General features: G+C 74.9%; 14 protein-coding genes. 2 read left to right on the top strand and 12 right to left on the bottom strand.

Features of this window, described 5'->3' with window-relative positions; all coding sequences use genetic code 11:
- Window positions 1-74: 74 nt before the first annotated feature.
- The 10 genes from AB0M79_RS29105 to AB0M79_RS29150 form a co-directional block, all read right to left on the bottom strand.
- Window positions 75-800 carry a DUF2071 domain-containing protein gene (locus AB0M79_RS29105; RefSeq protein WP_364219609.1) on the bottom strand — a complete coding sequence of 242 codons (726 nt, stop codon included), beginning with the start codon at window positions 798-800 and terminating at the stop codon, window positions 75-77.
- An 18-nt stretch (window positions 801-818) separates the two neighbouring features.
- Window positions 819-1,769: a DedA family protein gene (locus tag AB0M79_RS29110; protein WP_364219612.1), complete on the bottom strand. Its 951-nt coding sequence runs from the start codon at window positions 1,767-1,769 to the stop codon at window positions 819-821.
- Window positions 1,770-1,884: 115 nt separating this feature from the next.
- The gene (locus tag AB0M79_RS29115) at window positions 1,885-3,060 is read right to left on the bottom strand and encodes a cytochrome P450 (protein WP_364219615.1); all 1,176 of its coding nucleotides are present in this window, start codon (window positions 3,058-3,060) and stop codon (window positions 1,885-1,887) included.
- The gene (locus AB0M79_RS29120; RefSeq protein ID WP_364219618.1) at window positions 3,057-4,238 is read right to left on the bottom strand and encodes a nucleotide disphospho-sugar-binding domain-containing protein; all 1,182 of its coding nucleotides are present in this window, start codon (window positions 4,236-4,238) and stop codon (window positions 3,057-3,059) included. The genes AB0M79_RS29115 and AB0M79_RS29120 overlap by 4 nt, the downstream gene beginning before the upstream one ends.
- Window positions 4,239-4,245: 7 nt before the next feature.
- Window positions 4,246-5,604: a glycosyltransferase family 2 protein gene (locus tag AB0M79_RS29125; RefSeq protein ID WP_364219621.1), complete on the bottom strand. Its 1,359-nt coding sequence runs from the start codon at window positions 5,602-5,604 to the stop codon at window positions 4,246-4,248.
- Window positions 5,601-6,608 (bottom strand): histidinol-phosphate transaminase, encoded by a 1,008-nt coding sequence (locus AB0M79_RS29130; RefSeq protein WP_364219624.1) that lies wholly within the window; start codon window positions 6,606-6,608, stop codon window positions 5,601-5,603. The genes AB0M79_RS29125 and AB0M79_RS29130 overlap by 4 nt, the downstream gene beginning before the upstream one ends.
- Window positions 6,605-7,876, bottom strand: a complete 1,272-nt coding sequence (locus tag AB0M79_RS29135; RefSeq protein WP_364219627.1) for an NAD(P)/FAD-dependent oxidoreductase — start codon at window positions 7,874-7,876, stop codon at window positions 6,605-6,607. Before AB0M79_RS29135 ends, AB0M79_RS29130 begins: the two co-directional genes overlap by 4 nt.
- A complete protein-coding gene (locus AB0M79_RS29140; RefSeq protein WP_364219630.1) occupies window positions 7,873-9,582 on the bottom strand; it encodes a prenyltransferase/squalene oxidase repeat-containing protein in 1,710 nt (569 codons plus the stop codon). Before AB0M79_RS29140 ends, AB0M79_RS29135 begins: the two co-directional genes overlap by 4 nt.
- 11 nt (window positions 9,583-9,593) lie before the next feature.
- The gene (locus AB0M79_RS29145) at window positions 9,594-10,655 is read right to left on the bottom strand and encodes a UbiA family prenyltransferase (protein WP_364219633.1); all 1,062 of its coding nucleotides are present in this window, start codon (window positions 10,653-10,655) and stop codon (window positions 9,594-9,596) included.
- Complete coding sequence (locus tag AB0M79_RS29150) at window positions 10,652-11,545, bottom strand: polyprenyl synthetase family protein (protein WP_364219636.1); 894 nt, start codon at window positions 11,543-11,545, stop codon at window positions 10,652-10,654. Before AB0M79_RS29150 ends, AB0M79_RS29145 begins: the two co-directional genes overlap by 4 nt.
- 487 nt (window positions 11,546-12,032) lie before the next feature.
- Here AB0M79_RS29150 and AB0M79_RS29155 point away from each other — a divergent pair, with 487 nt between their 5' ends.
- Window positions 12,033-16,130: an amino acid adenylation domain-containing protein gene (locus tag AB0M79_RS29155; RefSeq protein WP_364219639.1), complete on the top strand. Its 4,098-nt coding sequence runs from the start codon at window positions 12,033-12,035 to the stop codon at window positions 16,128-16,130.
- A gap of 91 nt (window positions 16,131-16,221) precedes the next feature.
- Complete coding sequence (locus AB0M79_RS29160) at window positions 16,222-16,467, top strand: hypothetical protein (RefSeq protein ID WP_357534326.1); 246 nt, start codon at window positions 16,222-16,224, stop codon at window positions 16,465-16,467.
- A 61-nt stretch (window positions 16,468-16,528) separates the two neighbouring features.
- Here the strand turns inward: AB0M79_RS29160 and AB0M79_RS29165 are convergent, their stop codons facing one another.
- Both AB0M79_RS29165 and AB0M79_RS29170 read right to left on the bottom strand, forming a co-directional pair.
- Complete coding sequence (locus tag AB0M79_RS29165) at window positions 16,529-17,770, bottom strand: glycosyltransferase (RefSeq protein WP_364219643.1); 1,242 nt, start codon at window positions 17,768-17,770, stop codon at window positions 16,529-16,531.
- Between the two features lie 4 nt (window positions 17,771-17,774).
- The gene (locus AB0M79_RS29170) at window positions 17,775-19,235 is read right to left on the bottom strand and encodes a methyltransferase (RefSeq protein WP_364219646.1); all 1,461 of its coding nucleotides are present in this window, start codon (window positions 19,233-19,235) and stop codon (window positions 17,775-17,777) included.
- Window positions 19,236-19,257: the final 22 nt, after the last annotated feature.

Below are 19,257 nucleotides of genomic sequence, written 5' to 3' on the forward strand. Positions count from 1 at the left end.
GTCCTGACCGAAGCCGATCGGGCCCGAGGCGCGCCAGGCCGAACCTCGTTATTGCGGTGGGAGGGCGCCGTTCCTCACACGACCGACGGCCCGCCGAACCGTACCGGCACGCCGGGGGCGTACAGCACGCTCACCGGTGCCTCCGTCGGCCTCGCCAGTCCCGCTGCCGGCAGGAGTTCGTCGGAAAGTGAGAGGAGCGTCGCCCGGTGCAGCGGCCACCGGGGATGTTCGTTCGACAGGTGGATCGTGCGGCCGAAGGCCCGGGTGTGCAGGCCCCACCGGGCGGTGACGAAGTGCTCCAACGCCGTCGGCTCGGCGATCGGCTCACCCACCCGTACCGTCATCGCGCCGGCCGCACGGCCCGGCCAGCGCCGCCGGGTGGTGTACGTCAGCAGGTCGCCCTCGCGGCGCAGCCGCATCGACGCCCACTTGTACGGCAGCCGCAGGGTCGCGATCGCGGTCAGCACCGGCAGCAGCCGCGCCGCGTCGAGGGAGCGGAACACCACGGCCCGCCGGCCGGTACCGTCCACGCTGTAGAGCCGTACGTTGGTCTCGCAGAACGTGCCCAGGTACGGGATCCCGGGGCCGCGCATCGGCCCGAGGCCGACCATCCGGAACGCGACCAGCCCGACGTAAGTGACCCCGTCCAGGGTGTCCGGTGCCGTGCCGGGCGGCAGCAGCGGAGCGACCGTGGCGGGATCCGTCGGCCAGTGCACGAAGGTCAGTTCCCGCCAGTTCTGCACCAGCCACGGTCGGCGTACGGGTCGCACCGCCTCGGGCGTGACGTCCTCGATCGGCATGGCAACAAGCTACGCGAGTCAGTGGTCGTCCGCCGGCCGGCGTGGGGTGCCGTACAGGGTGCCGCGCGGGGCGGCCCCGGCCCCGTGTGCCGGGACGCGTGCGGATCCGTAGACGGTGCCGCGGGTGGCGTGGCCCGCGGTGCCCGCCCACGGCTGGGTGTACGGCTCGACCGCGGCCTCCGGCGGGTAGGGCTCGACGAAGTCGGGCCGCGGGATGTCGCCGTCGGGCCGCGCGAGGTCGCCGGGCCGCGCGACGTCGCCGTCGGGCGGCACGTCGTCGCCGTCGGTCGCCGGCTGTCCGCGTCGTGCCTTTACCACGCGGGCGATGACGAACCCGGCCACGGCGAGCGCCCCGACCACGATGACGATCTTCTGGAAGGTGCCCGCGTACGCCTCGACGGTGTGCCAGCTCTCGCCGAGCAGGTAGCCGGCCATGACGAACACGGTGTTCCAGATCAGGCTGCCCAGCGTGGTGTACAGCAGGAACGTGGGGATCGGCATCCGTTCGACGCCGGCCGGGATGGAGATGAGACTCCGGAAGATTGGAATCATCCGTCCGAAGAAGACCGCTTTGGCCCCGTGCCGGATGAACCACGCCTCCGTCCGGTCGACGTCGCTCAGCTTCACCAGCGGCAGCCGTGCCGCGATGGCGCGGACCCGGTCCCGCCCGAGTGCGACCCCGATGTAGTACAGCGCCATCGCACCGACGACCGAGCCGATCGTGGTCCAGACGATCACGGCGAACAGGTTCATCTTGCCCTGGCTGGCGGTGAACCCGGCCAGCGGCAGGATGACCTCGCTCGGGATCGGCGGGAACAGGTTCTCCAGGGCGACCGCGAGACCGGCGCCGGGGGCCCCGAGCCACTCCATGAGGTCGGTCACGAACCCGACCAGGCCCCCCTCGGACGGATCGGACGACTCCTGGGCCAGCGAAGCTACGTACGTGGACAGTTGCGACAGGCGGGACATGCCGACCAGGGTATGGACCCGAGGGCGGCATCGGCCATGAGGGCGACCCCCGACTTCGGCGCAATCAGCGGGTGCGGAAGACCGCACCCGGGAGAACCAGGGGGTACCCGCGCCGTCACCAGGTGACCGGCAACGTCTCCAGGCTGCGTACGGCCATGCCGAACTTGAACCGCAGCTCCTCCTGCGGCACGGTGATCCGCAACCCGGGCATCCGGCGCAGCAGCGCGGCGAGGACCTCCTGCAGCTCCATCCGGGCCAGCTGCGCGCCGAGGCAGTAGTGGACCCCGGCACCGAACCCGAGGTGCGGGTTGTCGGCGCGGGCCAGGTCGAGGCGGTCGGGGTCGGCGAAGACCGCCGGGTCGCGGTTGGCGGCGACCATCGCCGGCAGCACGGCGGCGCCGGCCGGGATCACGGTGCCGCCGAGCGTCACCTCCTCGGTGGTGAGCCGGACCTGCCCGACACCGCTGTCGCCGAGCTGGACGTAGCGCAGCAGCTCCTCGACGGCGCGGGGGAGCGCGTCCGGATCGGCGACCAGCCGCTCCCACCGGTCGCGTTCGCGTAGCAGGGTGAGCAGGAACAGGTTGATCTGGTTGGCGGTCGTCTCGTGGCCGCCGATCAGCACCCCGATGCAGAGCATCACCAGCTCGCGCTCGGTGAGCTGGTCCTCCTCGTCGCGGGCGGCGATGAGGGCGGTCAGCATGTCGTCGGCGGGGGCCGCCCGCTTGGCGGCGATCAGGCCGGCGAACCCGTCGAGCGCGGCCCGGGTCCGTTCCGGGTCCTGGTCCCACTTGCCCATCAGCGCCGCCGACCAGCGCAGGAACGGGTCCCGGTCGGCGGGCGACACCCCGAACATCTCGAAGATCACCTGTACGGGCAGCGGCATCGACAGGTTGGCGACCAGGTCCACCGGGCGGGGCATCCCCTCCATCACGTCGATCATCCCGTCGACCAGTTCGGCGACCCGGGGGCGCAACCGCTCGACGCGCTTCGGCGTGAACGCGCCGGCGACCAGCCGCCGCAGCCGGGTGTGCCGGGGCGGGTCCAGCCCGATCAGCGACTCCGAGGTCAGCGCGCCCAGCTCGCTTTCCGGTCCACCGGGCGCGGTCGCCGCGGCCCGGCTGAACCGCGGGTCGACCAGCACCTGCCGGACGTCCTCGTGCCTGGTCACCAGCCAGGCCGGCGTGCCGTCGGGCAGCGTCACGGCGGCGACCGGGCACTTCTCGCGCAGCTCGCCGAACTCCGGCGCCGGCTCGTGCATCGACGGGGCGGTGAACGGATACGACACGCTCATACGGCGGCAACCTCTCTGGTGTGGACCAGTTCCTGCAGCGCTGCGACGACGTCGGCCGGACTCGGCGCCGCCGCCACCCGGTCGGCCGCCACCCGGGCCGCGTCGCGCCAGTGGTCGGCGGCGAGCAGGTCGGCGACCCGCTCGCGGATCCGCTCGCCGGTCACCGCGTCGTCGGTGAGGACGGTGCCGGCGCCGGTCGCCGCCAGCCGTACGGCGTTGAAGTGCTGGTCGCTGACCTGCGGCAGGACGAGTTGGGGCACCCCGCAGGCCAGCCCGGTCATCGTGGTGCCGGCCCCGCCCTGCTGCACCAGCGCCCGGCAGCCGGGCAGCAGCAGGTGCAGGGCCAGCGGCGAGTCGGCCACCCGTACGTCGGCGGGCAGCCCGGCGAGGTCGGCGTGCTGGGCGGCGTCGACGGCGACGACGATCTCGGCGCCGAGCCCGCACAGCGCCTCGGCGACCGTGCGCAACGCGAGCGTGCCGGGCAGGTCGACGCCGGCCATCATCGTGCCCCAGGTCAGGCAGATCCGGGGGCGCCGCGGCGGGTCGAGCAGCCAGCCCGGCAGGACCGCCGGCCCGTTGTAGGGCACGAACCGGATCGGGAGCGCCGGACCGGCGAGCGGCACCTGCATCGGCGCGGGGCACGGGTCGAGGGTCAGCGCCCCGGCCAGGTCGACGCTTCCGGCACCGAACCGGGCGGCCCGGGGCGCGATGATCCCGTCCTCGTCGATCCCGATCGCGGTGCTGGAGTCCGGCCCCCACAGGTGCCGTACGCCGGGCACGTCCAGGGCGGCGGCGGCGATCGGGCCGGCCAGGTTGTACGGCTCGTACACCACCAGGTCGGGCCGCCACGACCGGCCGGCGGCGACCAGGGCGTCGAGCATCGCGTCGGCGTACCGGACGACGCCGCCGTCCGCGGTGATCATCGGGGTGACCGAGTCCGGCGCCGGCTCCTCCCCGTCCCCGTCGGCGACCCGGCCGATCCGGCCGCCGAACACCTCGGCGAAGTCCAGGTCGGCACCGACGGCGACGGCCGGCAGCCCGGCGGCGGTGATCGTCCCGACCAGCGCCGGCTGACTGGCGACGAGCACCTCGTGCCCGGCCGCCCGCAGCGCCCAGCCGAGCGGGACCAGCGGGAAGAAGTGCGACCGCCAGCCCCATGTGCTGATCAGGACCCGCATGCCGGAATCACCCGCGCGGCCCGAGCAGCGACACCGTCCGGGTCCCCTCCACCTCGGTCACCTCCAGTCGGAAGTACGGCTCGATGGTGATCCGGATGAACTCCAGGTCGTCGACGATCTGCAACGGCAGCAGGTCGGCCGGCGTCACCGTGGCCGCCGACCTGACCAGGTCGACCCGCCGGCCGATCCGCACCGACTCGACCAGGAACGCGCCCAGCTCCTCGGGCGCGAACAGCCGCCACAGGTCGACGCTGACCACCCGCTCGAACCGCTGGTCCTCCAGGCCGGTCACCACCCCGGCCAGGTGCCAGTTCTGTTCGCCGAGCGGGGCGTCGTAGTCGAACGTGCGGCCACCGTCGCCGAGGCGTACCTTGCTGGCGCCGTAGCCGATCAGCAGGCAGTCCCGGTCCTCCAGTTCGGCCAGCAGCGGCGCCGGCAGGGTGTCGACCCGGCCGAGGCCGTGCCGTTCGCAGGCGGCCAGGGCGTCCTCGAAGCGCATGATCCGCCGTACGGCGTTGGCCCAGTTGCCGGGGTAGCCGAAGAACTCCATGTCGAAGCGCGGGTGTTTCTGCGCCAGGTAGCGCATGTTCTGGGTGAGCTGCGACATCAGCATCGGCATGACCCGGAAGTGCGGCAGGTCGTAGGTGATCGCCTCGTCGCCGAGGTGGAACAGGTCGATGTCGTCGCCGTGGTGGTGGAAGATCCGGTAGAACAGCTCGTTGTCCTCGCCACCCCAGGTGACCAGGTTCTCGTCGAACCCGCCGACCGCGTCCAGGGTCGCCCGGTCGACCGACGCGTTGTTGGTGTGCCCGTAGATCCACGGGGCGCGTTTCCAGTCCCGGCGCCGGCTCGGGGCGAAGAGCAGGTAGTCGCGGATGTCCTCGTTGTAGTCGCCGATCACCCGGTGGTCCGGCGTCTCGCCGCGCTTGAGCGCGTCGATCGCCCCCCAGTCCAGGGCGAGGCTGCGGCCGAGCAGGACGGTCGGGCGCAGGCCACGGCCGACGTGGAAGTCGCGGTGCCGCTCCAGGGTGGTCGGATGCGCCGGCTGGTCGGCGTCGAGGAAAAGCACGATCTCGCCGCGGCCGGCGGCGATGGCCCGGTTGCGGGTCACCGAGCGCCCCCGGTTCACCTCGTTCGCCAGGTAGGTCAGGGGGAGCCGGTCGACGTAGCGTGCCACGACCGGCTCGACGGGCACGTTCGAGCCGTCGTCGACGACGATCACCTCGAACCTGTCCCGGGGCAGGGTCTGCAGCGTCAGCGAGTGCAGGGTCATTTCGAGCAGGTGCCCGTTGTCGTACGCGGGCACCACCACGGTCAGCAGCGGGTCGTCGGTGGTCACGAGGTTCCTCTCGGGTGTGGTGGTCACGGCACCGGGCTGACCGTGGTCTCACGTACGGCCGCGAGCAGCCGCTCGTTCGCCGGCCGGTCGCCGACCGTGATCCGTACGCCGTGGCCGGGATAGGGCCGTACCAGCACGCCGGCCTCACCCAGCCGCTGCGCGAACCCGGCGGAGCCGTCGCCGACCGGCAGCCACAGGAAGTTCGCCTCGCTCGGCGCGACCGGTAGCCCGTACCCGGTCAGCGCCTGCGTGAGCCAGCGCCGCTCGGCGGCCAGGTCGGCGAGCCGGGTGGCGAGTTCGGCGGTGGCGTCGGCGGCCAGCGAGGCCACCGCGGCGGCCTGCCCGAGACCACCGGGGAAGAAGACCATGCCCGCCATCCGGCTGGCCGCCCCGACCCGGGCGCCCGCGACGGCGTAGCCGACCCGCAGGGTGGCCAGCCCGTACGCCTTCGAGAAGGTCCGCAGCACGCAGACGTTGTCGCGCCCCCGGTAGAGGTCGATCCCGTCGGGCACGTCGGGGTCGGTGACGAACTCCCGGTAGGCCTCGTCGATGATCACGACGACCTCGGGCGGGATCCGGTCCAGGAACGCCTCGACCTCGGCGCGGTGCAGCACCGCCCCGGTCGGGTTGTTGGGGTTGCACAGCAGCACGGCGCGGGTGTCGGCGGTGACCGCGTCGGCGATCGCGGCCAGGTCGTGCCGGAAGCCGTCCATCGGCACCGGCACCGGCCGCGCCCCGCCGTTCGCGATCAGCAGCGGGTATGCCTCGAACGACAGCGCCGCGTGCAGCACCTCGCCACGGGTGCGGTCGAGGCCGGCGATGACGTGCTGGCACAGCCCGGCCGAGCCCGGCCCGACCAGCACGTGTTCCGGTGGCACGTCCAGGTGCCCGGCGATCGCGCCGACCAGCGCCTTCGACGCGTGGTCGGGATATCGGTTGAGCTGCCCGGCCCCCTGCTCGACCAGCCGGCGCACGCTCGGCAGCGGCGGGTACGGCGTCTCGTTCATCGACAGGTCGACGGGGGTGGTCATAGGGTCTCGCTCTCGGTCGCGGGTTGTCGGGGACGGTCGTTCGCGCGCGGGTCGGGCAGCAGGCCGAACTGGTGGAGCCGGTCGAGGGCCGTCAGCCGGTGTACGCCGACCCCGGCGAGGTTGCCGGTGGTGATCCGCAGCAGCCGCCGGTTGGCCGAGGTGTGCCGCATCATCCGGCGCCCGAGCACCCGGGGCAGGCCGGTGGTGGTGGTCAGCATCCGCGACGCGTTGTGGCTGACGGTCGCGGTATGGTCTAGCCGGGGCAGCCGGGCGGCGTGGTATTCGCGCAGCGCCCGGTCCAGCGCGGCCGGGTCGGTGCCGGCGGCCGCGACCCGCTGGGCCAGGGTCTCGGCGTCGACCAGCGAGCTGTTCATGCCCTGCGCGGCCATCGGGTGGACCGCGTGCGCCGCCTCGCCGACCAGGGCCAGCCCGGGGGTGGACAGCCGGGGGGCGCGCAGCCGGTGCACGGCCAGGATCTGCCGGGTCCGCAGCGCGGCGCGCAGCGCGTCGGCGAGCGGGGCGAGCGCCGGCGTGCCTTCCAGCACCGCCGCCGACCAGTCGGACAGGTCGCCGCCGCCGCGCAGTTCGTCCGGCTCGACCTGCACGTAGAGGCGGCACCGGCCGTCGGGCAGCGGGTAGACCAGGCGCAGCCCCCGGTCGCCGGCGTACGCGGTCACCTCGTCGTCGACGCGTACCCCGGCCAGGTCGAAGGCGACCAGCCGGTGGTCGTACGCCTGCCGGCGGGCGGTCAGCCCGGCGTCGGCCCGCAGCCTCGACGACAGCCCGTCGGCGGCGACGACCAGCCGGGCCGCGATGTCGTGCGGCCGGCCGTCGCGCACCGCCCGGATGCCGGCGATCCGGCCGGTGTCGTCGCGCAGCACCCCGGTGACGGTGACGCCGCGCCGCACCTCCACGCCCGGCCCGAGCACGCCGGTCAGGGCGTCGAGCACGTTCGGGTAGCCGGTGCACAGGATCTGCCGGTGGTCGCCGGCCAGGTCGGCGTAGTCCAGGTTGAGCAGTGCCCGGCCGGCCGGGTCGCGGATCGCCAGCCGGGCCACCGGGACCGCGCCGCCGGCGTGCACGGCCGGCAGCGCGCCGAACGCGTCGAGGACGCGTACCGACTCCGGTTGCAGGATCTCGCCCTTGGGCACGTCGGCGGGACCGTCCTGCCGGTCGACGACCAGCACCCGCAGCCCCAGCGCGCCGAGCGCGTGGGCGCTGGCCAGCCCGCCGACGCCGGCGCCGCAGACGACGACGTCGGTGGTCACGCCCGCGCCCCCGGGGTCGGTGTGCCGTGCGCGGCGCCGGTCGCGGCGGACCGGTGCGCGGCCAGGGCACGCAGCGCCAGCCCACGGGTGATGATCGAGTTCGGGTAGTGCATGTGGTGCCGGATGTAGACGCAGAGCCGGGTCGCCGGCCACGACCCGTCGGGCAGTTGGGCGTCCAACAGCCAGCCGACGCCGCGCGAGATCCGTTCGTCGTCGGCCGGCAGCCCCGCGGCGAGCAGCGCGTGGACCGCCCACGCGGTCTCCTCGACCGAGCCGGGCCGGTCGTCGCCGGGGCCGAACGACCCGTCGTCGCGCTGGGCGGCCAGCAGCCGGTCCCGGGCCCGTACGGCGACCGGGTCACCGGCCAGGCCGGCGCGGGCGAGCGCGTCGAGGACCATCGCGGTGCCGGAGGTGTGGTCGCGGTACCACAGGTTCTCGTACGACCCGTCCGGCCGCTGCGCGGTCCGCAGCCATTCGACGGCCCGGGCCACCGGCGGGCTGTCCGGGGTGTGGCCGGCGTCGAGCAGGGCGACGACCCCCTGGGCGGTGATCGCCGGGCAGGGGCCGTCGTTGGCGAGCTTGGTGTCGCGTACCCACAGGCTCCACGAGCCGCGGGTGTCCTGGCGTTCGGTCAGCCAGCCGACGCCGCGGCGCAGCACCGGGTCGTCGGCGGCGCCGGGCAGCCCGGCCAGGCCGGCGACGATCTCGGCCGACTCCAGGGTGACCGGCCAGCCGTCGGCGCCGGAGAAGCTCCAGCCGCCGGCCGGGCAGTCGAAGACCGGGAACGGGTTGCGCTGCTGGGTGCGGTGGAACAGTTCGCGGGTCGCGGCCAGTCGCGGGTCGGCGGCGTACCCGGCGGCGACCAGGCCGGTCAGCGCGAACGCCGACTTGGTCAGGTCCAGGTTGGTGACCGCGTCCCAGGCGCCGTCGGGGCGTACGGCCCGGCGCAGGAAGCCGGTGATCGCCTCGACCAGGTGCGGTGCCTCGCCGGCGCGGGCCAGGCCCAGGCAGACCAGGGCGGCCGGCCACGGGTCCTCGCTGAACGCGCCGGTGCGCCCCTCGTGCTCGTGGATCGCCTCGAGCAGGCGCAGCGCGGCCGGCCGGGCCAGCTTCAGCGTCGCCCGGCGCAGCGCGCCGGTCGGCATCGTCGCGCCCTGGAGCAGCGCGATGCCGATGAACGGTGCGGTGCGGAACGAGATCCGGTCCCGCCGTACGCCGTCGAACAGCACCAGTTCCAGCGGCAGCCGGCGCGGGGCCGGCGCCTCCGGGAAACCGGCGAGGGCCTGGAACTGCTGGCAGAGTACGGCCACCGCCCGGTCGGTCACCGCCGCCACCCCGCCGAATTCGGCCAGCCGCCGCTGGCCGGCGGCGACCGCGGCGTCCGTCTCGGCGTCACCGGTGCCGGCGACGACGCGCAGCGCCGCGGCGGCGACCGCGGTCGGCACCACCTCGCTGTCGGCGCCGAGCACCCCGCCCCAGCCGCCGTCGGGGCGTTGCGCGGCGCGCAGCCAGGCGGCGCCGCCGCGGACCAGTTCCGCCGAGCCGGCCGGGTCGGCGGCGTGCAGGGCGGTGATCGCGCCCGCGGTGCCGAGCACCGACGCCGGCGGATGGTCGGTGAACGCGCCGTCGGGGCGCTGGTGGCCGAAGAGTTCCTCGGCACCGGCCGCGACGGCGGCGGCGACGCGGTCCACGGGTACGGGGGGCATCGGCGCTCCCTTCAGGACGGATCGGACGTGGCCTGCCCGGCGGGCGGGGCACCGGTGGACGGGCCGGTGGCCCCGGCCGGGGGAGCGGGCGGACCGAGTTCGTAGGCGGCCCGCATCCGGGCCTGGGTCCACCAGCTCACGGTCAGCGCCGGTACGACCAGCACGACGGCGGGCAGGAGCCCGAAGCCGAGCCCGATGGCCGCCCCGGCGAAGCCGATCCGTTCCAGGACGAGCAGTTCGTGGGCCCGCAACGCGGTCCGTATCGAAAGCTGGTCGCGGCGCGGCAGCAGGGTCGCGAAGGCGGCGAACCCGACGGCGGCGGTCAGGGCGAGCAGCACCAGGTAGCCGCCCCGCCCGCCGGTCAGCGGCGAGTCGACCGGCCGGACCAGTCCGCCGACCGCGGCGGCGGCCACGGCGGCGAGGTAGAACAGCAGGGCGATGCCGGCCGCGATCCGGTCGCCGTGCCGCACCGGTACGGTCCGGTAGCCGCCGGCCCGGTCGCCGGCCACGTCACGGATCGTGCCGACCAGGTTCGACGCGGTGTCGTGCGCCCAGAACGCGACGGCGAAGGCGACCAGCGGCCACCAGCCGACCGGGGCGACGACCAGCGCGCCGTAGAGCATGGCGAGGGTGCCGAGCGCCCCACGGGCGAGGTTGCCGGACAGCCCGCGGGCCTTCAGCCCCTTGCCGTACGCGACGATCCCGATCGCGGCGAGCACGGCGACCAGCCCGGTGCCGAGGCCGCCGGCGATCGCCAGTGCCCCGACCCCGACGAAGCACGCCACGCCGCAGCCGAGCGCCGCCTGCGGGCGTAGCCGCCCGGACGGGATCGGCCGGTGCGCCTTGCTGATCGCGTCGAGCCGCCGGTCGAAGTAGTCGCCGAGGTAGTGCCCGCCGATCCAGCCGATGGTGGGGGTGGCCCAGGCGGCGAGCAGCCGCCACCAGTCCCGGTCGCCACCGCCGAGGCCGGCGCCGGCGAGGCCGAGCAGGCCGACATACCACAGCGTGTAGGGGCGCCAGGTCTGCACGTGGGCGATCAGGGTGGTGTGCCGGCGCCCCGCGACGGCCGTCATCCGGGCACCGCGGCCCAGCCGGCGATGGCGGCCAGCGTGTCCCGGGCCGCCGACTCGTCGAGTGTGGACAGTCGTCGGCGGGCCCGGCCGGCGTGTTCGGCGGCCACGTCCCGGGCGGCGGCCAGCGCCCCGGTGGCGCGCACGATGTCGCGCACCCCGGCCAGCGCCGCCGGGTCGGCGCGGCCCCGGCTCAGTGCCTCGGCGAGCTGCCGGCGTTGGGCCGGCCCGCCGGCCCGGTGGGCGAGCAGCACCGGCAGCGTCGGCCGGCCGTTGGCCAGGTCGCTGGTGGTCGACTTGCCGATCGTCGCCGCGTCGGAGGTGTAGGCCAGCAGGTCGTCGCGGATCTGGAAGGCGATCCCGACGCTCTCGCCGTAGCCGGCGAGCAGCCGGGCCCGCTCGGCGTCCGCGCCGCCGAGCAGGGCGCCGATCTGGCACACCGCCCGGAACAGCGCGCCGGTCTTGAGCCGGACCATCTCCAGGTATTCCGTCGCGGCACCGGCCGGGTCGCCGGCCAGCCCGGCCTCGAGCACCTGGCCGCGGCACAGGTCGGATCCCGCCCCGGCGAGCGCGTCGACGGCGGCGACGATCCGGTCGGCGGGCACCCCGCCGGCCCGGCACTCCACGATCGCGGTGAAGGCGGTGAAGATCAGCGCGTCGCCGGTGACGATGGCGTCCGGGGTGCCGTACGCCGCCGACACGGTCGGCCGTCCCCGCCGGGTCGCGTCGCCGTCGATGATGTCGTCGTGGACCAGCGTCGCGACGTGCAGGTATTCTAGCCCCAGCGCGGCCGGCAGCACCGGTTCCGGGCGGCCGCCGGCGGCGACGGCCGACTCCAACGCCATGATCGGCCGGATCAGCTTTCCGGCGGGCAGCAGCGCGTGACGCACCATCGTGGACAGGCGGTCGGCCGATTCCGGCCACCTTTGCCCGAGCCGGTCACGTAAAAGGCGGCCGCTGTGGCTGGCGGACAGCTTCCCCGTGAAGTCGAGCGGATCTGTGCTGGCAACAATGGTCATGACATCAGGCCCCTGCGAGCGGAATTGCCGCTGTCCGAGGAAATATCACCGCGGGATAGGGACGCTACCACCGCCTCATCTGTCGGTAAAGACACTGGTTGATGGGTAACACAGCGTTCATATCCGGCGTCCCCGATCCGGCCCGGTACCGATCCGATGATCACCCAGCGTTGTCGGAAAGTCGGAGTTGGCGGAGAAAAGCTGACAAGTGGCATCGACCGCCACCAACCCGCTGTTACCGTCCAGGGGTCGGTTCGGCCCCGCCGGTACGGTCCGATCGGGGGCTCGCGGTAGCCGGCAACCTGCTGATAGCGTTGCCGACCATGCCAGCCGGGATGCCGTGCCAGCGAGGTGGATGATCGTGTCGGGCCCGCGTCGGCCACTGTCGGTCGCCCAGTGCAGCGTCTGGTTCGCCCAGCAGTTGGCGCCCACCAGCCCGGCCTGGAACATTGGCGGATATCTCGAGATCCACGGTCACCTCGACCGCGCCGCCTTCGAGTGGGCCGCCACCCGGGCCGCCACGGAATTCGAGGCATTGCGCCTGCAATTCGGCGAGGACGGCGGCGAACCGTGGCAGGTGATTTCCGACCGGGCCACCATTGATCTGTCCTACGTAGATGTGCGTAACACCAATGACCCGCAGGTGGCCGCGCATTCGTGGATGGCCGCCGAAATGGCACGCCCGACCGATCTCACCACCGGTCGGCTATTCGGCACCGCACTGATCAGGATCGCCGACGATTTCTTCTACTACTACCAGCGGGCCCACCACGTCATCCTCGACGGCTACGGCACCGCGCTGGTCGCCCGCCGCACCGGCCAGCTCTACACCGCCCGGACCACCGGGGCACCGGCCGGCCCGGCCCCGGCCGGCTCACTGGTCCGGCAACTCGACGACGACGCCGCCTACCGCGACTCCGACCGCCACGCCGAGGACCGCACCTTCTGGACCGGATACCTCGCCGGCCGGCGGGCGCCGGCCAGCCTCGCCGCCCGTACGGCGCCGGCCTCGCCGCTGGCCCACCGGCGGACCCTGCACCTGTCCACGACAGACGTGGAGATGCTGCGCGTCGCCGCCAACCGCGACTCGTGGCCGGCCCTGTTCGTCGCCGCCACCGCCATCCAGCTCTTCCGCACCACCGGCGAACCCGACCTGGTCCTCGGCTTCCCGATGACCGGCCGGTGGGGCCGCAACGCCCGCGAGACCGCCGGCATGATGACCACCGTCCTGCCGCTGCGGCTGCGGCTCACCGGAGCCATGACCGTCGACGAGGTGACCCGGCAGGCCGCCGACCAGATCCGGCTCGTCCTGCGCCACCAGCGCTACCGCCTCGAGGACCTGCGCGCCGACCTGCGACTCACCGCCGACGCCGGCCAACTGCTCGGCCCGTCGGTCAACGTCATGCCGTTCGACAACCGGCCGCTCTTCGGCCCCCACCCGACCCTCGACCGCACCCTCGGCGCCGGCCCCGTCGACGACCTCTCCATCGACGTCTACGGCACCCCCGGCGGCGCCGACCCCAGGATCGACTTCGTCGCCAACCCGGCCCGCTACGACGACACCGAACTCACCGCCGTCCAGGAGCGGTTCCGCCGCGTCCTGCACGTCGTCTGCACCCGGCCCGGCCTGCGGCTGCGCGACGTACGGCTGATGCCGGCCGCGGAGCGGGCCGCCGTACTCGCCCGCAGCGCCGGCCCGGCCCACCATGTCCCGCCCGGCACCCTGCCGGCCCTGTTCGAGGCGCGGGCGGCGGCCACCCCCGACGCCGTCGCCCTGGTCACCGCGACCGGGGCGGCCGTCCACTACCGCGAACTCGACACCCGCGCCAACCGGCTCGCCCGGGAACTGCTCGCCCGCGGCACCGGCCCGGGCGCCGTCGTCGCCCTCGCCCTGCCCCGCTCGGCCGACCTCGTCGTGGCGATGCTCGCCGTACTCAAGACCGGGGCCGCCTACCTGCCCGTCGACCCCGTCGACCCCGCCGAACGGATCACCTACCTGCTCGGCGACGCCCGGGTCACCCTGCTGCTGACCGGCACCGCCCACCGCGACACGATCCCCGGCGGCCCCGACCCGGCCGGGGTGCTGGTCGTCGACGACCCGGCGACGCTCACGAGCCTCACCGGGCGGTCCGGCACCGCCCTCACCGCCGCCGAGAGGGCCCGGCCGCCGCACGAGCGGGACCCGGCGTACGTCCTCTACACCTCCGGGTCGACCGGCCGGCCGAAGGGCGTCGTCGTCGCGCACCGGGGCCTGGTCAACCACCTCGCCTGGATGCAGGACCGCTACGCCCTGACCCCGCGCGACCGGGTGCTGGTCAAGACGCCGGCCGGCTTCGACGTGTCGGTGTGGGAGTTCTTCTGGCCGCTGCTGGTGGGCGCCACCGCCGTACTGGCCCGCCCGGACGGGCACCGCGACCCCGGCCACCTCGCCGACCTGATCCGCGCCGAGGGGATCACCACCGCCGGCTTCGTGCCGTCGATGCTCCAGCTCTTCCTGCGCGAACCGGCCGCCGCCGGCTGCCGCGACCTGCGCCGGGTGCTGTGCATCGGCGAGGCGCTGCCGGCCGACCTGGTGACCCGGTTCCACCGGGTCCTCGACGCCGAACTGCACAACCTGTACGGCCCGACCGAGGCGTCGGTCGCGGTCAGCGCGGCCCGGTGCGTCCCCGGCCCGGAACCCGTCTCCATCGGCGGGCCGGCGTGGAACACCGCCGCCTACGTCCTGGACCCGTTCCTGCGACTGGCCCCCGACGGCGTACCCGGCGAGCTGTACCTCGCCGGAGTCCAGCTCGCCGACGGCTACCTGCGCCGCCCCGGCCTGACCGCGCAGCGCTTCACCGCCGACCCGTACGGGCCGCCCGGGGCGCGGATGTACCGCACCGGCGACCTGGTGCGGCGCCGGCCCGACGGCGAACTCGTCTACATCGGACGCACCGACGACCAGGTGAAACTGCGCGGCCACCGGATCGAACTCGGCGAGATCGAGGCGGCCCTGGCCGCCGATCCCGACGTCGCCCAGGCGGCGGTCGCCCTGCGCGCCGACACCGCCGGGGACCAGGACCTCGTCGGCTACCTGGTGCCGGCCGCCGGCCGCGACACGGACCCCACGGCCGTACGGGCCCGCCTCGCCGAGACCCTTCCCGCGCACCTGGTGCCGGCGGTACTCACCGTGCTGGCCGCCCTGCCGCTGACCCCCAACGGCAAGCTCGACCGGCACGCGCTGCCCGACGTCGGACCGGCCGTGGCCGCCGCCGGCCGGGCCCCCCGCACCCGGCACGAGGTAGTCCTGTGTGGACTCTTCGCCGAGGCCCTGGACCTGCCGATGGTCGGCGTCGACGACAGCTTCTTCGACCTCGGCGGGCACTCGCTGCGGGCCGCCCGGCTGGCCAGCCGGATCCGCACCGTCTTCGGGGTCGGGCTCGACCTGCGCGCGGTCTTCGAGTCGCCCACCGTCGCCGGCCTAGCCGCCCGCCTCGGCACCGACCCGCTCATCGCCGGTGCCGGTGGCATCAACCCGGCCCTCGCCGGTGCCGGCGGCACCGGCCCGGTCCCCGACGCCCACCGGACACCGGCGACCGCCGGTGGCGGGCCGGCCACCGGATGGGGCGACAGCGCCCTCGACGTCGTCCTGCCGCTGCGCGCCACCGGCACCGCGCCGCCGCTGTTCTGCCTCTACCCGATCACCGGCCTGAGCTGGTGCTACTCGGTCCTGCTGCGGCACGTCGGCACCGACCGGCCGGTCTACGGCATCCAGTCGCCGGCACTCGCCCGCCCCGGCGAGCCGCCCCGCACCATCGAGCAGATGGCCGCCGACTGCGCCGACCACATCCGCTCCGTCCAGCCGACCGGGCCCTACCACCTGCTCGGCTGGTCGCTCGGCGGGCTGCTGGCGTACGCGACCGCCACCGAACTACAGCACCGGGGGGAGGAGGTCGACCTGCTGGCGGTGCTCGACGCCTACCCGCCCGACCCGCACCTGCACAGCCCGGTCGCCGCCGACATCGAGCGGCGGCGGATCCTCAACGTCGTCCTCGCCGACTTCGGCTACGACCCCGCCCTGCTCGACGGCGGCCCGCTCGACCTCGACCGGGTCCTGTCCGTCATCCGGGCCGCCGGCGGTGCCCTCGTCGACTGGTCCGACGAGGCCATCGCCGCCCTGGTCGAGGTCACCACCAACAACCTCGCGGCGGTACGCGCCTTCGACCCCGACCGGTTCCACGGCGACCTGCTCTTCTTCTCCGCGACGCTGACCCGGCCCGAACTGCTGCAGACCGTCGACACCTGGCTGCCGTACGTCGACGGCCGTATCGACAACCGGGACATCGCCTGCCGGCACGAGCGGATGATGCGGCCCGACGCCATCGCCGAGATCGGCCCGATGCTCGCCGACCATCTGGCCGCCCTCCCGTCCCGGACGCCGGCCGCGCTGCCGGCCGCCACCGGTGGCCCGGCCCGCTGACCCGTCGTCGTCCGAAGGTCGGGTTCGGCGCCCGGTCCGGCACCGTGCTTCGGCCCGGGCCGGGCGTGGCCGGGTGCCATAGACTGCCGGCGTGTCTCTCCGCCGACGTTTCGCCGCCGCACTCCTCGGCGTCGCCGTCGCAGCGTCCCTTGTGGGCTGCGCCGACGACAGCGAGGTCGTCACGTTCACCGACGAGCACGGTCGGGTGTGCACCGCCCTGGTCGTGGACGACGGCTCGGACGGCGACCGCGAGCCGACCGCGCTCGACTGCGAATACCCGCCGGCCGGCCGGACCCCCGGCGCGACGACGCAGCAGCCACTGCCCGGAAAGGACTAGCGGCCCCGGCCGCTGTTCGCGCGGCCCGTCCTGGCCCCGCCGTGCGACCGTCGTCCACGGGTCAGCGTCGCACTGTCCCGGTGTTCCGGGCCGGTGCCGGCGAGCGGGTGAGGGTCGTCAGGTCGTGGACCAGGCGGGTGAGGTCGGGCAGGGCCCACAACTCGTCGCGTAGGGCGGCGACCCGGCTGCGGTAGCCGGGGTCGGCGAGGACGGCGGAGCAGGCCCGGGCGGTCGCCTCGACCGTCAGGTCCTCGATCGGCAGCGCCCGGCCGAGGCCGAGTTCGGCGACCCGGGCGGCGTTCGCGGGCTGGTCGGCGACGACCGGCAGCGCCACCATCGGCACCCCGGCGGCGACCGCCTCCCGGATCGCGCTGTAGCCGGCGTGGGTGACGAACAGGTCGCACCGGGCGAGCAGTTCGGCCTGTGCCACGTACGGCACCACGGTCACGTTCTCCGGCACCGGCCCGATGGCCCCGGCGAGCTGTGCCTGGCCGCCGAGGGTGACCACGGCCCGGCCCGGCAGGGTGCCCAGCGCCCGCACGATGACCGGCAGCAGGTCGGCCATCCCCGGCAGGGTCAGCGCGAGCGAACCCAGGCTGGCCAGCACCAGCGGCCGGTCATGTGCTCCGGCCGCACCGGGGTCGCCCGCCGGTGCCGGCTCCTCCCCGGGGACCGGCACCCGGTAGTGCCGGGTGGTCGGCAGCCGCAGGTCGGGCGGATACCAGCGGGGCGGTAGCAGGGCGGCGAGCAGGTGGCGGTGCGGGTGCCGGGGATCGTCGACCGGGGGCAGGCCGAGCGTCACCCGCTGGGCGTTGACGGCGTCGTGGACGATCGGGAGTTCGGTGAGCGCGTACGGGGCGATGTCGACGGTGGCGTGCGGGATGCCGAGCCGCTCGGCGGCGAGATAGCCGCCGAACTCGGCGGGCTCACGCACGATCACGTCAGGGCGCCAGTCCGGGGCCGCCGCCAGCAGGTCGGCGGCGAACCGGCCGGCGACCGGCCCGGCGTACGCCCGGGCGATCTGCCGGGCGACGGCCGGCTCGACGGTGCGGCTGCCGGGCGCCATCAGCACCTTCGGCAGCCCGAACTCGTCGGCGAGAGCCGGGTCGGTACGCAGCTCGGCCAGGCCCGGCACCCGGGGCAGCGGCAGGTGGGCGACGCCGTGCCGGCGCAGGTCGTCGGCCATCGAGCCGGCCGTGGCGACCGCGACCTGATGGCCGGCCGCCGCCGCCGAGTGGGCCAGCGGAACCAGCGCCGGCACCAGGTGGGACGTGATCGGCTGGCAGGTCAGCAGGATCCGCACGCGGTCAGCCGGCGGTGCTCAGGGCCGCCGGGTCACCGGCGTCCGCCCCGCCGCCGCTGGCCGGGGTGGTGGCGCACTCGATCAGGGCCAGACCCCCGCGCCCGTGCAGGACCCGGGTGACGGCCAGGCCGGCGGCGGCGACAAGCGCCTCGAAGTCGGCCAGGGTCCGTTCCCGGCCGCCGACGACGGCCAGCATCTGCAGGTCGAACGGGGACAGGTGGGGCACGTGCGGCTCGGTCGGCAGCACCTCCACGATCAGCACCCGACCGCCGTCGCCGGCCGCCTCCGCGCAGCGGCGCAGGATCGCCGTCGCGTCGCGGTCGTTCCAGTCGGTGATCGCGCGGGCGACCACGTAGACGTCGCCGCCGGCCGGCAGCGGGGCGAAGAAGTCGCCGGGGACCACCTCGACCCGGCCGCCGAGGCCGTGACCGGCGAGCCGGCTCGCGGTCGTACCCGCCGGGTCGGGCCGGTCGACCAGTGTGCCGCGCAGGTGGCCGTGGGTCCGCAGGAGTTCGGCCAGCAGCGCGCCGCTGCCGCCGCCGACGTCGACGACGTGGCCGACGCCGCTCCAGTCGTAGAGTGCGGCGACCTGCGGGGCGGTCAGGTGGTTCTGGCTCATCATCAGGTTGTCGAAGAACCGGCGGTAGTGCGGTACGGCGTCGAGTTCCTCCCAGAGGCTGCGGCCGTGCACCGCGGCGTACCCGGCCTCGCCGGTGCGTACGGCGTGCAGCAGGCCGATGTAGGCCAGGTCCATCCGGGCGCCGAGCCCCTCGAGGTCGAGGAAGCTCCGCTGCCCGCCGGCGCCGTCCTCGCCCAGCAGCCGCCCGGTCTCGGTCAGCGCGAACACGTCCGGGGCGGGTTCGGTGAACAGTCCGCGGTGCGCCAGGTAGCGCAGCAGCCGGCCGAGGGCGTCGGGGTCGGCGCCGGCCTGCCCGGCGAGCGCGTCGAGGCGGGTGACCCCGGACCCGATCAGGTCGGCCAGGCGCAGCGTCGCCGCGACCCGTACGGCGAACGGGGCGGCCAGGTCGGTGAGCCGGCCGAGCCGTTCCTGCGGCGACGCGGCGCCGTCGGCGGTCACCGGGAGGGCCCCGGCCGGCGCCGGGGGAGCGGCGTCGCCGGCCGGGTCTGGTCCGGCGGGGCGGGCGAACGTCCACAGGTGACCGCCGGGGTCGGCGACGGTGAACGTGCCGGCGCCGTCGGGTCCGTCGACGACCGGGGCGCCGGCGGCGACCGCCCGCCCGTGCAGGTCGTCGACGTCGTCGGTGGTGACCAGCAGGCGCACGGCCACGTGCGGCGTGCCGGGCCGGCGGGCCTCGACGGCCACCCGGATCCCGCCCGCGGTGACGACGGCCGGGCCGGCGCCGGCCGCGGTGTGCGCCAGCCCGAAGGCCCGGTCCAGCCACCGCAGCGCGGCGTCCGGATCGTCGTAGGGCAGGCACGGGGTCAGGACGGCGTGGCTGATCAACGCGGGGCTTCTCCCGTCAGGA

Origin of the sequence: Polymorphospora sp. NPDC051019, from assembly GCF_040683055.1 — a bacterium.
In the GTDB taxonomy this organism is placed as follows: domain Bacteria; phylum Actinomycetota; class Actinomycetes; order Mycobacteriales; family Micromonosporaceae; genus Polymorphospora; species Polymorphospora lycopeni.

Bases quoted from the DNA above. Each gene is read 5' to 3' on its own strand.
- AB0M79_RS29130 (WP_364219624.1), bottom strand. From the start codon at position 6,608: ATGACCACCCCCGTCGACCTGTCGATGAACGAGACGCCGTACCCGCCG.
- AB0M79_RS29110 (WP_364219612.1), bottom strand. From the start codon at position 1,769: ATGTCCCGCCTGTCGCAACTGTCCACGTACGTAGCTTCGCTGGCCCAG.
- AB0M79_RS29105 (WP_364219609.1), bottom strand. From the start codon at position 800: ATGCCGATCGAGGACGTCACGCCCGAGGCGGTGCGACCCGTACGCCGA.
- AB0M79_RS29120 (WP_364219618.1), bottom strand. From the start codon at position 4,238: ATGCGGGTCCTGATCAGCACATGGGGCTGGCGGTCGCACTTCTTCCCG.
- AB0M79_RS29145 (WP_364219633.1), bottom strand. From the start codon at position 10,655: ATGACGGCCGTCGCGGGGCGCCGGCACACCACCCTGATCGCCCACGTG.
- AB0M79_RS29150 (WP_364219636.1), bottom strand. From the start codon at position 11,545: ATGGTGCGTCACGCGCTGCTGCCCGCCGGAAAGCTGATCCGGCCGATC.
- AB0M79_RS29140 (WP_364219630.1), bottom strand. From the start codon at position 9,582: ATGCCCCCCGTACCCGTGGACCGCGTCGCCGCCGCCGTCGCGGCCGGT.
- AB0M79_RS29115 (WP_364219615.1), bottom strand. From the start codon at position 3,060: ATGAGCGTGTCGTATCCGTTCACCGCCCCGTCGATGCACGAGCCGGCG.